This window comes from Exiguobacterium sp. s7 (assembly GCF_018618195.1).
In the GTDB taxonomy this organism is placed as follows: Bacteria; Bacillota; Bacilli; order Exiguobacteriales; family Exiguobacteriaceae; genus Exiguobacterium; species Exiguobacterium mexicanum_A.
Window position 1 is genome coordinate 401,532 of sequence record NZ_JACSLO010000001.1, and the last position, 13,831, is coordinate 415,362.

Annotated in this window: 13 protein-coding genes; 11 read left to right on the forward strand and 2 right to left on the reverse strand. The window is 52.8% G+C overall.

Going from position 1 to position 13,831, the window contains the following annotated elements; all coding sequences use genetic code 11:
• Positions 1-78 precede the first annotated feature (78 nt).
• The 4 genes from KNP79_RS02090 to nhaC all read left to right on the forward strand — a co-directional run bounded on the left by KNP79_RS02090 (position 79) and on the right by nhaC (position 4,425).
• Positions 79-1,341: a S1C family serine protease gene (locus KNP79_RS02090; RefSeq protein WP_034777411.1), complete on the forward strand. Its 1,263-nt coding sequence runs from the start codon at positions 79-81 to the stop codon at positions 1,339-1,341.
• 55 nt (positions 1,342-1,396) lie between these two features.
• Entirely contained in the window at positions 1,397-1,741 is a 345-nt protein-coding gene (locus tag KNP79_RS02095) for a DoxX family protein (protein ID WP_034777412.1), read from the forward strand.
• Between the two features lie 21 nt (positions 1,742-1,762).
• Positions 1,763-2,860: an amidohydrolase gene (locus tag KNP79_RS02100; RefSeq protein ID WP_215191027.1), complete on the forward strand. Its 1,098-nt coding sequence runs from the start codon at positions 1,763-1,765 to the stop codon at positions 2,858-2,860.
• 164 nt (positions 2,861-3,024) lie between these two features.
• Positions 3,025-4,425 carry a Na+/H+ antiporter NhaC gene (nhaC, locus tag KNP79_RS02105; protein WP_214824560.1) on the forward strand — a complete coding sequence of 467 codons (1,401 nt, stop codon included), beginning with the start codon at positions 3,025-3,027 and terminating at the stop codon, positions 4,423-4,425.
• 17 nt (positions 4,426-4,442) lie between these two features.
• On the opposite strand, the gene KNP79_RS02110 is transcribed toward nhaC, so the two are convergent.
• Positions 4,443-5,633 (reverse strand): hypothetical protein, encoded by a 1,191-nt coding sequence (locus tag KNP79_RS02110; RefSeq protein ID WP_215191029.1) that lies wholly within the window; start codon positions 5,631-5,633, stop codon positions 4,443-4,445.
• 78 nt (positions 5,634-5,711) lie between these two features.
• Between KNP79_RS02110 and KNP79_RS02115 the strand changes: the two genes are divergently transcribed.
• On the forward strand, positions 5,712-6,842 hold the full coding sequence (locus KNP79_RS02115; protein ID WP_215191035.1) for a mandelate racemase/muconate lactonizing enzyme family protein: 1,131 nt from the start codon (positions 5,712-5,714) through the stop codon (positions 6,840-6,842).
• The gene (locus KNP79_RS02120; RefSeq protein WP_215191036.1) at positions 6,829-7,500 is read left to right on the forward strand and encodes a hypothetical protein; all 672 of its coding nucleotides are present in this window, start codon (positions 6,829-6,831) and stop codon (positions 7,498-7,500) included. Before KNP79_RS02115 ends, KNP79_RS02120 begins: the two co-directional genes overlap by 14 nt.
• 36 nt (positions 7,501-7,536) lie before the next feature.
• Here the strand turns inward: KNP79_RS02120 and KNP79_RS02125 are convergent, their stop codons facing one another.
• Positions 7,537-8,286 carry a GDSL-type esterase/lipase family protein gene (locus KNP79_RS02125; RefSeq protein WP_214708585.1) on the reverse strand — a complete coding sequence of 250 codons (750 nt, stop codon included), beginning with the start codon at positions 8,284-8,286 and terminating at the stop codon, positions 7,537-7,539.
• Between the two features lie 117 nt (positions 8,287-8,403).
• On the opposite strand from KNP79_RS02125, the gene KNP79_RS02130 reads away from it, so the two are divergent.
• The 5 genes from KNP79_RS02130 to KNP79_RS02150 all read left to right on the forward strand — a co-directional run bounded on the left by KNP79_RS02130 (position 8,404) and on the right by KNP79_RS02150 (position 13,701).
• Entirely contained in the window at positions 8,404-9,324 is a 921-nt protein-coding gene (locus KNP79_RS02130) for an ABC transporter ATP-binding protein (RefSeq protein ID WP_215191186.1), read from the forward strand.
• On the forward strand, positions 9,317-10,315 hold the full coding sequence (locus tag KNP79_RS02135) for an ABC transporter permease (protein WP_034777418.1): 999 nt from the start codon (positions 9,317-9,319) through the stop codon (positions 10,313-10,315). The genes KNP79_RS02130 and KNP79_RS02135 overlap by 8 nt, the downstream gene beginning before the upstream one ends.
• Before the next feature lie 179 nt (positions 10,316-10,494).
• Positions 10,495-12,024 (forward strand): M4 family metallopeptidase, encoded by a 1,530-nt coding sequence (locus tag KNP79_RS02140; protein WP_214708587.1) that lies wholly within the window; start codon positions 10,495-10,497, stop codon positions 12,022-12,024.
• A 111-nt stretch (positions 12,025-12,135) separates the two neighbouring features.
• Complete coding sequence (locus KNP79_RS02145) at positions 12,136-12,996, forward strand: PPK2 family polyphosphate kinase (RefSeq protein ID WP_215191038.1); 861 nt, start codon at positions 12,136-12,138, stop codon at positions 12,994-12,996.
• 105 nt (positions 12,997-13,101) lie between these two features.
• Complete coding sequence (locus tag KNP79_RS02150) at positions 13,102-13,701, forward strand: AmiS/UreI family transporter (protein ID WP_256443854.1); 600 nt, start codon at positions 13,102-13,104, stop codon at positions 13,699-13,701.
• Positions 13,702-13,831 lie beyond the last annotated feature (130 nt).

Consider the following 13,831-nt stretch of genomic DNA (forward strand, 5'->3'; position numbering starts at 1 on the left):
ATTTCCGCAAAACGATGACTATGCCTCTTATACTAAGGGTAGAACAAAGAGGAAACATCATATAGGAGATGATTACACATGGAACGCAATGATCGTCCAACAGAATCAAATGAACAAAATCACCGCGAGGATTGGCTCGATACCGAGCTCGGCTCGTCAGAACAACGACAAGAACCGTCGCGCGCAGAGCAACCGGCCCGACCATCGTTCGTCGGCCGGATGTTCCCTGGGTTTGTCGGCGGCGTGATTGGTGCCGTCTTGACTGGCGCCATCGCTTTTCCGTTCATCGATCAAGTGCCGACAAATGTGTCTGATACGAACGTGACGTCGGAAGGGTCGCCGGTCCAGACGACGTCTACGACAACGGACAGCTCGGTCACCGATGCGGTCGCGACCGCACAGCCTGCTGTCGTGACGGTGAACAATTTCGCGTCAAACGGTTTTTCAAGTGAAGCTGTCGAAGCCGGGGTCGGCTCGGGTGTCATCTATAAAAAAGACGGCGACTCGGCTTACATCGTCACGAACCATCACGTCGTCAACGGTGCTGACCGTTTGACCGTGACATTCAATGACGGATCGACAGCGGACGCCAAATTGATGGGTAGCGACGCCACGTATGACTTGGCCGTGCTCGAAGTCGATGCGGACAAAGTCTCGTCCGTCATCTCGATTGGAAAGTCGAGCGAGTTGAAACCGGGGCAAACCGTCGTCGCCATCGGGAACCCGCTCGGGCAGTTTGAGAACTCGGTCACACGCGGCGTCGTCTCGTCGACGTCACGTCTCGTCCCGGTCGATACGGATGAGAACGGACAAGCCGACTTCAACGCCGAAGTCATTCAGACGGACGCGGCCATCAACCCGGGTAACTCCGGTGGCGCGTTAATCAACGAATCAGGACAATTGATTGGGATCAACTCGATGAAAATCGCGACCGACTCGGTCGAAGGGGTCGGCTTCTCCATCCCGGTCGATATCGCTTTGCCGCTCATCAATCAAATCGAGCAGACGGGCGAAGTGAATCATCCGTCGCTCGGTGTGTCGCTCCGAGACGTGTCTGAGTTCCCACCGGGGTACTTGACCGAGCAAATCAATTTGCCGGAGTCGGTGACGTCGGGCACGATCATCGTTGAAGTGCAAGCGAACAGTTCGGCCGCACGGGCAGGACTTGAGGCACGCGATGTCATCGTGAAAATCAACGACCAGGCTGTCTCATCGTTCATCGACCTGCGGAGTGAACTGATTCGAGACACGGACGGGACCGTGACAATCGAATACGTTCGTGACGGTAAGACCGAGACGGTCGATGTCGAGATTCAAAACGCGAATGGAGACGCACTGTAAAGATGGGCACGCAGCCCATCTTTTTTGTTATGCTTAGAAAAAAGGAGGGGTTCAGTTGATTCGTAAACTATACGGGATTTTATTTCTAGGGGCCGGCATCATGCACTTCATTCAGGAACGGGCGTTCATGTCGATTATTCCGAAATCATGGCCGTTCAAACGATTCATGGTCCAGGCAAGCGGGGTCATCGAGGTCGTCTATGGTGTGTTGTTGCTCATGAACAAAGGGACGCGCTTCGTGAAAGGGACATTACCCGCTTTCTTAATCGCGGTGTTCCCGGCCAATATCAACATGGCGCTCAAACCGTCGAAATTAGGCAAGATACCGCTCCCAAAATGGGTCACGTGGGCCCGATTGCCGCTGCAGTGGCTCTTAATCAAAGGGGTCAAAAAAATATAAGTACATATGGGGGAATTGATCATGACGACGAACGTATTGAACTGGTTTGAGCATTTTCATGCTCATCCGGAAGTGAGCTGGAAAGAGGTTGAGACGACGAAGACGATTGCCGACATCTTGACGTCATGGCAAGTCCGTCACGAGACGTTTGCGGACGTGACCGGGGTCATCGCAGAGATTGGACAAGGTGATGACGTCATCGCTGTCCGGGCCGATATCGATGCCTTATGGCAACAAGTCGACGGGACGTTTCAAGCCAATCACTCATGCGGTCACGACGCCAACATCAGCATGGTGCTCGGCGCGCTCGACCTGTTGAGACATGAGATGCTATCGAAGCGGATTCGCTTCATTTTCCAACCGGCAGAAGAACAAGGGAACGGCTCGCTCGCGATGATTCAAAAAGGGGCACTCGAAGGAGTGAGTCAGCTGTATGGCATCCACTTGCGACCGCTCGAGGAATTGCAGCGCGGACAATATGCGGCTGCGATTCAACACGGAGCCGCATTCTTTCTAAGAGGAAGCGTTATCGGGGACGATGCCCATGGTGCGCGACCGCATCAAGGTCAAAACGCGTTAGATGTCATCTTTACGATTCAACAGATGCTCAAAAGCATCTACTTGTCGCCGTTCGAGCCCCATTCGATCAAGTTGACGGGCGTCCAGGCCGGTAGCGATAATTTGAATATCATCCCAGGGAACGCGACGTTCTCACTCGACGTCCGGGCTCAACAGAACAAGGAGCTGCTGGCGTTACGTGACCGCGTCGAGACGCTGTTACAGCAAATCGCCGTCCTTCATGATGTCACCATCCACTGGGACTGGCAAGACTTCACACCGGGTGCGGAGATTGGCGAACGCTCGAGCCGACATGCGGCCGAAGCGATTGTCGACCGCTTCGGGGAAAGCGCGCTCGTCGACCGGATCATTACATCAGGCAGTGACGACTTTCATTTCTATACGGTCGAACAGCCGGGACTCGATGCGACGATGATCGGAATCGGCGCGAACTTGACACCGGGGCTCCATCATCCTCATATGTCGTTCGATCGGGACGTCTTACCAGAAGCGGCCGCCGTACTCGCCGATACGTTGCGCCGGGCCGCAAACGATAATTGAAGCGATTGACTAGATGGACGGGCCGGACGAGCTCGTTCATTTTTTTATTGCCAACTTCAAATGTAAGCGTTATCATCTACTTATTAGCGACAATATAACGACAATTCTGAATTTTTCGCTATCGGGGAGGAAGACACATGGAACAACAGGGGAACAAGGTAGACATGAAGCTTCGCTGGGCGGTATTGCCGCTACTTGTCATGATCGGGGTCATGCTCGTAGCCATCGTCAAATTGGAACAAGGGCCGCACATCCCACTCATCGTTGGGACAGCGGTCGCGTCGCTCGTCGCATGGCGACACGGGTACAAGTGGAAAGAGATCGAGGAGATGATGTACAAAGGGATTCGGCTCGCACTACCGGCCGTCGTCATCATCATCTTGGTCGGTTTAACGATTGGTGCCTGGATCGGGGGAGGCGTCGTCGCTACGATGATTTATTACGGATTGACGATTATTTCACCGGCCTATTTCTTGGTGACGATTTGTATCATCTGCTCGGTCGTCGCGCTCTCGATTGGCAGCTCATGGTCGACGATGGGAACAATCGGCGTCGCCGGGATGGGCATCGGACTGAGTATGGGGATACCAGCACCGATGGTCGCCGGAGCTGTCATCTCAGGAGCATACTTCGGGGATAAGATGTCCCCGTTGTCGGATACGACGAACCTCGCGGCGGGTTTGACGCACACGAACTTGTTCGAACATATTCGGCATATGCTCTACACGACGATTCCAGGGCTCGTCATCGCGCTCGGCGCCTATTGGTGGCTTGGGAGACGATTCAGTGAGACGACGACGGACTCTTCAGAAATCGTCCAAACACTCGGTATTTTACAGGACAGCTTCGTCATCTCGCCGTGGCTCCTCTTGATTCCACTTGCTGTCATCGTCCTCGTCGCGAGGAAAGTACCGGCCATTCCGGCACTCGTCGTCGGGATTGCGCTCGGCTTTCTCGCCCAAGTCATCGTCCAAGGCGGTTCGCTCGCCGACAGTGTCGGGGCGTTGCAGAGCGGGTATGTGATCGACACCGGTAATGAACTCGTCGACAACTTGTTCAGTCGGGGCGGTCTCGACGCGATGATGTACACCGTCTCGATGACGATCGTCGCGATGACGTTCGGAGGGATTTTAGAATACTCGGGGATGCTGCAATCGATCATGAATCAAATCGTCAAACTGGCGAAGACGGCCGGTTCGATGATTGCGTCGACGATTCTCGCCGGGGTAGCAACGAACGCCACGTGTTCCGAACAATACATCTCGATCGTCGTTCCATCTCGTATGTTTGCAGGTGCTTATGAGAAAATGGGACTTCACTCGAAAAACTTATCCCGGGCACTCGAGGACGGCGGGACACTGACGTCGGTCTTCATCCCATGGAACACGTGCGGTGTGTTCATTCTCGGGACGCTCGGCGTCGGGGCGTTCGAATATGCGCCATACGCGATCTTGAACTTCATTGTTCCGGTCATCTCGATTATCTATGCGTTCACAGGCTTCACGATTGCACGGATTGCTGTGCAGAGTGTGGAACTGCCACTCGAAAAACAAGCAGCACAATGAAAAATTTCCCGGCCTATTCAGGTCGGGAAATTGAATTTATAGACGGCACGAGGTCGTCCTTGGTTGTAACTCATCTCTTCACCAATCACTTCGATCAGTTGCACGTCATGTAATTTTTTGATGAGTCGCTCCGTCGTCCGTCTTGAGACGGCGAGATGGTCGGTCAACTCTTTTGCCGTGAATTCGAGATGGTGTCTTGAGAACTGCATAATTTTACCGATGTTGACCGGACTGATCCCGGCTTGCTTGATGACGTCAAAGACCGCTACTTCGGTCACTCGATAGGGGATGCGGTCCTCACGGTTCGGGAAGGACAAGCGTTTTGAATCGTCGACGATTCGAATGCGCTCCTTGCTCGCGGCCGATAGTGCGATCTCAGCATGTTCGTATGCTTGTTGATATTGCGTGCCATAGCCGATTCCGATTCGATAATCACCTGTTGGGCTGAGCGTACTTGTATCGAGGGCGTTGTTCGTCTCGCCTCGTGTCGTAAGTAGCGTGATACGACCATCGTCGGTCGATTCGATGTGTCCGCCAAGGTAGCGGACCACTTTCAAATGTTCGAGTAATGCCTTGTCGTCGGTCTCGAAACGAATGATGGCGAACTGGGCGTCGTCCGCGAACTGGCGTCGAATTCGTTGAATTAACATATCGAGATGGCGCTCGACCGTGGTCCGCGGCTCGATCATCAATAGACTATGATATCCATCACGGACGAGTTGACGATGAACTTGTTCGATGCTCGTCACGGCCAGTTTCGCCTGCTTGGCCCGGTGCTCCGTGTGAAAAGTAATCACGTCTTCGAAAGCGATACTCGGTTCGATTTTCATAACGGCAGGAGTCGAGGCATGATTCGGGAACGACTCGAGGATTGACGTCAAGCGCTCCGGCTCGACCAAATCGATGGACAGTTGATCAAGAGGGACTGAGTGGGTGAGCGTCGCATAGAGAAGTGTCGTCAATAGGACAGTCTCGTCTTGGACGACGTGATGGGTCGCCACGTTTTGAAGGTAGGGGGCCGCATAAGTGAACGGGAACGACCCGGAAAAAAAGACACCGTCGAACGAGCCGAGCGTTTTGGCGATAACGGCTGCTTCATGGGGATGCTCATAAGGGTGATACGCGAACCGAACACCTTCTGGGGCACCGAGGGTACGGATGGTCGCCACGAATTCGTGCGACCCGACGATGGCGATATGGATGGACATCAAAACTCCTCCTTGCAATTTAACGACTATTTAACGACAATATAGCTAACGATATGTGAAAAGTAAAGGGGAATGGATATGAGAATAAAGAAAATCGAGCTGTTTGCGATACGTCTACCACTGAAAGTACCGTTCATCGTCAGTTATCACCGCTACGACGACATGCCGTCGGTGATCGTGAAACTGACGACCGAGTGCGGACATGTCGGTTACGGCGAGGCCGTCGCTGATGAGCACGTCACGGGTGAGTCGCTCGACAGTACGATTAGCGTCATCCGACATGTGCTAGGACCTCTTTTGATCGGGCAAAACCCGATGCATATGGAACGAATCCATGACGTGATGGACCGAGCCATCCGGGACGTGCCGGCGGCGAAGGCGGCGCTTGATATTGCCTGTCACGACGTTGTTGGGAAAAAACTTGGCTTGCCTGTGTATGAGTTGCTTGGCGGCCGTTATCACGATGCCTTCCCGGTCACGCACGTGTTAAGCATCGGAGATCCGGAAGCGATGGCGGCCGAGGCGCGCGAACAAATCGAACAAGGCTATACAGCCGTCAAGATGAAAGTCGGCGTCGATGTCGCCTCGGACGTACGACGTGTCGAGGCGGTTCGGCGAGCTGTCGGACCGGACGTTCCGATTCGGGTCGATGTCAATCAAGGTTGGGTCAATGCTGCCAAGACGCTCCAAGCGATGAAGTTGCTCGAACCATTCCATATCGATTGGGTCGAACAGCCGGTCAAAGCCGACGATTTTGAAGGCATGGTCGAAGTAAAAGGGAAAATCTCGGTCCCGCTCATGATTGATGAAGGCGTGCGGGGTGTAACCGAAATGCGTCGTCTGACGATGATGCAGGCCGCCCACAAAGTGAACATTAAGCTGATGAAGTGCGGCGGCATCTACCCGGCGAAAAAACTTGTCCATATGGCCGAGATGTCAGGTATTGAGTGCCAAATCGGGTCGATGGTCGAGTCGTCGGTCGCCTCGAGTGCAGGTTTCCACGTCGCGTTCTCGAGCAAAATCGTCCAATCGGTCGAATTGACAGGGCCGCTCCGTTTCGCAGAAGACATCGGCAATTTGACGTACGACCTTCCGTTCATTCGATTGTCTGAACGACCAGGACTCGGTGTCGACGTCGATGAATCTGTCTTATTACGTCTGACGACCGCGACGTACGTCGTCGGAGGGACCGATCATGTGGCGCGGTGATTGTAACGGCCTCGACATCGAGGTCACCTATTTGGCGATGACCGACCTGGGACAAATCGAGGCGGTGCAACAGGATGTCATGGATACACTGACGGAAGGGAGCCAGTATCAGTCCCTGTCGACAGAGGAGTTCGTCAAGTTGTTGACGGACCGGACGCTCATCGGGGCGTATCACAAGGGAACGTTGATCGCGTTCCGCGCGCTCCTCATCCCACCGCTCGATGACGAGCATCTTGGCTATGATATCGGATATCCATCAGAGGGACTGGAGCGCATCATTTATCAAGAAGTGACGAACGTCCATCCGGACTACCGCGGCTACGGCCTGCAACAGCATCTCGGCAGGCTTCTGATGAGAGAGTTGGAACATGGTAGCCGATTCGACCTCGTCTGTGCGACCGTGGCACCATTCAACATCCCGAGCTTGAAAGACAAGTTTGCCCTCGGGCTTCGCATCGGTGCCCTTAAACCGAAGTATGGCGGGAAGTTGCGCTACATCTTTATGAAGGAACTGCACAGCGACTGGCGACCGGCCGGAGAAGCGACATGGCTCGAGATGGGCGAGACGGAGCAACAGGGCGCCTTGTTGAAGGCGGGTTGGTACGGAACGTCCCTGACGCGCGACGGGGAGCGCTGGCTCGTCAAATATGAACGATGAAAAAATGGCCTGATCGCGATGATCAGGCCATCTTACTTATTCGAGGATGAACAGGACGTCCTCGGCTAACTTCTCGTACGTGCGATCGCTCGGATGGAACTGGTCGGTCGCGAGGTCACGCGAGACGTCAGAGACGTATGCGAACGGGTCGATCACGTCGATGCGTTGCGCGTTTCCGAACGTGGCTGCCGAGGCGTTCCAATCGAGAATCAGTTGATTGAACGCCTCACCGTTTTCGTTCTCTTGGAATGGATTATAGAGCGCGATATAAACGATTTGTGCCGTATCGTTCAATCCGCGAACTTGTTCAAAGATGTCATTCAAATTCGTCTTGGCATCGGTCACAACTTGTTCGATATCGACCGATTCAAAGTTATCGACGTTCTCGCCGCGATTGAACAGGTCGTTGCCGCCAATCGTGAGTGTGATGTAGCGGGCGTTCTCAATCGTTCGCCGTACTTCCGGTTGTTCGAGTTGGGCCAACAAATCCTCAGTCCGGGCACCAGAGACGGCCAAGTTCTGCGTACGAATGCCGTCTTCGTCGAGCGTTTCACCGACCGGCTGAACGTAGCCAGCACCTGACGTCGACCCGACGCCGCGTGTCAGGGAGTCACCTAAAGCGACGTAAACGTCACCGACCGGTTCGGGTCTCGAATCTTCACTAATCGAGAGTGTGCGTTCCGGTGGGTTGACGATATCTTGATAGCCGATCCATAAACCGTATAAGGCGATGCCCGTCAAGAAGACCGAACCGATTAAAAACGAATACCATTTCCCATTTTTCATGTGATTCCCTCACTTTCTATGAGACTATCATATCAAATAAGTTTGAACCTGCCCTATGTGAATGTTCGAATAGGACAGATGCGGTTGAGTCCGATAGAATGTAGGAGAGGTGAGATGATGCAACCAACATTGAAAATAGACCATTTGACAAAAGTAATCGGTAAGAAAACAATCATCGATGACATCTCGTTCGATGTATTCCCAGGTGAGGTGTTCGGATTTTTAGGTCCGAACGGGGCCGGCAAAACGACGACAATCCGGATGATTGTCGGGTTGATTAAGCCGACGAAAGGGACCGTCTCGATTTGTGGATTCAGCGTCGAACGACAATTCGTTCAGGCGATGAACCAAATCGGGGCCATCGTCGAGAATCCGGAGCTGTATAAATTCATGAGCGGGCGTGAGAACTTGAACGCCTTTGCCCGGATGTTGCCCGGTGTCGATGAGGCCCGGATTCAAGAAGTGATCGACCTCGTCGACTTGACGGCGCGGATCGATGATAAAGTGAAGACCTACTCGCTCGGAATGCGGCAACGGCTCGGTATCGCCCAAGCGATGTTGAACAATCCCCGCGTCTTGATTCTTGATGAACCGACGAACGGGCTCGACCCGATGGGGATTCGCGATCTTCGACTCTTCATCCGCCGTCTCGTCGAAGAGACTGGACTGAGCGTCCTCGTCTCGAGCCACATTTTGGCTGAGATTGAACTGCTCGCGGACCGCGTCGCCATCATGTCGCGCGGAAAAATCGTCAAAGTCGGGACGGTTGGCGAATTGATTCATGAGTTGGCGTCGACTGTCGATGTTCATGTGGCCGACAGTTTTGAAGTCTTGCCGATTGTGCGCGGTTTCGAATCGATTGAGCACGCCGACGTCGTCGACGAGCGCACGATTCGCGTCTCGATGAATCTTGAAGAGACGGCCCGCTTGAACCGCTATTTGCTTGACCGGGGAGTCGACGTATTCGGGCTTGAACGACGCGTCCAGACACTCGAAGAATTATTCATCTCATTGACCGGGGGTGACCATATTGTCTAATCCGTCAATACTTGGTCTTATTCGGAACGAAGTCTTAAAGATCCATAAGAAGCGACGACTCCTCGTCGTCTCGATCATCTTGATTGTGCTCGTTTCGATGTTCACGTATGCGAACTATCGTCAAATCGAGAAACAGCGCGAAGAACAAGGGACAATCGATTGGCGCGTCGATTTGCAACAAGAGATTGTCGATACGCAAAACCGGCTCGCCTCGGCGAACGTTCAGGACGAGTTCCGTCAAATCTTGGAGTTCCAGGTCCAACAGAATCAATACTACTTAGATAATGATATCAACCCGAACTATCCCGGGGCTCCGACGTTCATGCGAGTCTTCTTCTCGCAAGGGACGACGCTCGTGCTGCCGCTCTTCATCATCGTCTTGATGGCGGATATCGTTAGCGGTGAACACAATGACGGGACGATCAAGACACTGTTGTCACGGCCCGTAAGACGATTCAAAATCTTGCTCGCCAAATGGATGACGACGCTGCTTTATACGTCGATTCTCATCTTCATCACGGCGTTCGTTAGTTACGCCATCTCCGGCATCGTGCTCGGTTGGGACGGATGGACCGCCCCGATTTTGACCGGCTTCCAGGCCTCGTCGACGGGGACGTTCTCGACCGACTTCGTTCATACGCTGCCGATGTGGCAATACTTGCTCATGTCGGTCGGACTATCTTGGTTTGTCGTCGCAGCCGTCGGGACGATTGCGCTCATGATCTCGGTCATCGTCAAAAACACGGCGACAGGGATTGGGATCATGATGGCCGTCCTGATTTCAGGACCGCTCCTCACGTCGCTCGGGTCGAATTGGGACAGCTCGAAATATTTGGTCAACGTCAACTTCGGTCTTCATACCTATCTCGAGGGGCAAGCCCCACCAATCGAGGGGATGACGTTGCCGTTCTCGCTCATCGTCATATTCGTCTGGTCGCTAGCGGCTCTCGCGTATGCGTTCTACCATTTCACACAAAAAGATGTCTATTGATGACTGGCGTCACCTTCCATGGTGACGCTTTTTTTGTTACGGCTGATACGACTAGAGAAGAGGACGGGTTAGTCCAAATGTCTTAATAATTTGAATTGTCAAAATAATTAAAAAGTTGGATACATTAAATGTGGGAAACTATGTAAAGTAGGAGACACCACATAAGGAGGGAAACACACATGAAAAAAGTTTTATCTACATCACTCATCGCAGGAGTCTTGCTCGTGCCACAACTCGTCGGCGCGGCGGAGCTCAAGTCGGGCACGTTGACGAAACCATCGAACGAAGCCCCGACGACGATCGTCAAAGAGTATGCGAAAGCGAAAGGCGAATTCAAAACGCTCGAATCGAAGCGTGACAAAGTCGGACAAGTTGTCAAATTACAACAGACGGTCGACGGAGTGCCAGTCTTCGGTGGAATTGTCGTCGGTGTCGTCGATAACGATGGCCAATTGAAAACGGTCGTCGATGATACGAAACAACTTAAAGGATTACATAAATCAATCAAGCTGAATGAGCAAAAAGCGGTCGCTCGTTATAAAGAGCTTGTCGGCCACAAAGGCGCATACGAGCTTGAGCCGGCAGCGGAACTCGTCGTCTATCCGAATGGTGAAGAGGCGGTCTATGCGTATGAAGTGACCGGGACGATCCTTGATGCGGATGAGCCGTCACGCTGGACATACTTCATCGATGCGGCAAGCGGGAAAGTATTGAACAAATACAACCAATTGGCGCACGCCAAACCGACGAACGGCGTCACGGGTACGACATTTACGGGAACGGGAATCGACGTTCTTGGTCAGAGCCAAACGTTCAAGACGACGAAGAGCGGTTCATACTACTATCTCCAAGACTCGACGCGCGGTAAAGGCATCTATACGTATGACGCCGGAAACCGGACGCGCCTTCCTGGATCGCTCTGGGCCGACGCTGACAACGTCTTGAACACGACGTACGACCGGGCCGCGGTCAGTGCCCATGTCAACGCGACGAAGACGTATGACTTCTTCAAGAACACTTATGGACGCAACAGTTACGATAACAACGGTGCGGCCCTCAACTCGACGGTCCACTATAGCCGTAGCTACAACAATGCGTTCTGGGATGGCAGCAAGATGGTGTACGGTGACGGGGACGGCCAAACGTTCACGTACCTCTCTGGTGCCCTCGACGTTGTCGCTCACGAATTGTCACACGCCGTTACAGAATACACGGCCGGTTTGATCTATCAAAATGAATCGGGTGCGATCAACGAGGCGGTATCGGATATCTTCGGTACGGTCGCGGAATATAGTGTCGGCTCGAACTTCGACTGGTTGGTCGGGGAAGACATCTACACGCCTGGCGTGGCTGGGGACGGACTCCGTTCGATGTCGAATCCGGCAGCATATGGTGACCCGGACCACTACTCGGTCCGTTACACGGGGACGCAGGATAACGGCGGCGTCCACATCAACTCAGGAATCGTCAACAAAGCGGCTTATCTCTTAGCGAGCGGCGGGTCACACTACGGAGTCTCGGTTCAAGGCATCGGCGTCATGGAGATGGGGGACATCTACTACCGTGCCCTCACAGTCTACTTGACACCGACTTCGAACTTCTCGAGCCTACGCCAAGCAGTCGTTCAATCGGCCAAAGACTTGCATGGTGCGACGAGCACACAAGCGGTCGCAGCAGCGAAGTCATTCGACGCAGTCGGAATCAACTAAGCGTGACCCAATCCTTTTCGCTTCGGCGGAAAGGATTTTTTGTCGCTATTTTTTGAAAGAATAGGGTAAATACGGATAGCACGTAAAAATTGTCACAATCAAGGAGGACGTATGGACATTCAATCGTTTCGCATTGACCATAAAAACGGGATTCGCCTGGACGATTACCCGACCACGATACAGGACCGACCATCAGACGCCACGTTGCAAAATGAGCTGATTCCGGAGAGCGTCAAAAGATTGAAAGAGTTACATTGGAAACTATATGCTGAAGCCAAAAAAGGTGTTGTCGTCGTCTTACAGGCACTCGATGCGGGCGGCAAGGATGAGGCAATCAGTTACATCTTCTCGAACTTGAACGCGCAAGGATTGAAGACGAACGCGTTCCAAAAACCGTCGGACACGGAAAAGAAACACGACTATCTATGGCGGATGCATGACTTGATGCCGGAGCGGGGACAAGTCGGGATCCTGAACCGGTCGCACTATGAAGAAGTGATTGCCCCGCGCGTCCATGACCTGCTCGGAGAAGAGGTCATCCCGGACGAGGAAGACAAAGAGTCGGTATGGAAAGTGCGCTATCGTCAAATCAACGATTTCGAGCAATACTTGAACGAGAACGGATTCACGGTCATCAAGTTCTTCTTCAATGTGTCGAAGGAAGTTCAACGCGACCGCTTACTCGAACGATTGAAAGACCCAAGCAAAAATTGGGAGTTTTCGTTCAGTGATGTCGAGGAACGGAAACACTGGGACGACTATCAGGCCATCTTTGAGGAGATGTTATCGAATACGGCGACGGAAAGGTCCCCTTGGTACGTACTTCCGGCGGATGATGATTGGTACACCCGTTTCATCGTCTCGACGGTCATGATTGATGTTCTTGAAAAGATTGATCCACAATTTCCGACGTTCACGGAAGATGAGCAGGAGCGAATCGATGAAGCGATTGCGACACTCGAGAATGAGTGACATTTGACGAGTCCGTGAACCTCGAATTCTCCCCTTGCACTGAAAGCGAATTCAGGATAAAGTGGACGTATAAAATAAGACGTCAGACATCTGTCCGAAGGAGCAATGAGTGTGGGAAATATAAGTTTATTATTTGGAGGCGTGGCGCTGTTCCTGAACAGCCTCGTCTTGTTTGGAAAAGTAGATGTCAAAAGCGCAGGCGTGTTTAGCCTGTTCACTGGTCTATTGCAGACGTTCATCGCGACCTGGCTTGTGATCAATGCGAGCCCATCCGAGGTATTCGGTTTCGCAAGCATCTATCTGTTCGCGTTCACGTATTTATACGTCGGCGTGACATTTTTGTTCGACCTCGACGGACGTGGCGTCGGTTGGTTCTCGCTATTTGTTTCGATTTCAGCCGTTTTTTATGCCACCATCTCGTTCACGACGGGCGATGTGATGGGCGCCGTAACCTGGTTGTTCTGGTCGTTCCTATGGGGACTGTTCTATGTAGGGATGGGTCTTGGGCGCCAAATTGATGGGTTGACGGCCCGAGTCGCATTCGTGCTCGCTTGGTTGACACTGATCGTCCCGGCGCTGTTTGGACTGGCCAACTTGATGACACCGCTCTATGACGTGATCTGGTGGGCAGCGAGCGGCACGACGGTTCTCTACATTGGGTTCACGATGTGGCGAGGCCGCCGAGTTCTTGAAGTGACACAATGAATGACGCTCTTCGTGAGCGTCGTTTTTTTGCGCATTCATTTGTGTCTAAAATGTGAAAAGTGGGAATGAGGTACATAAAAGGAGGCGACCTCGAATGAGTGATGGCTTAATTTTACTGATGGGATTATTA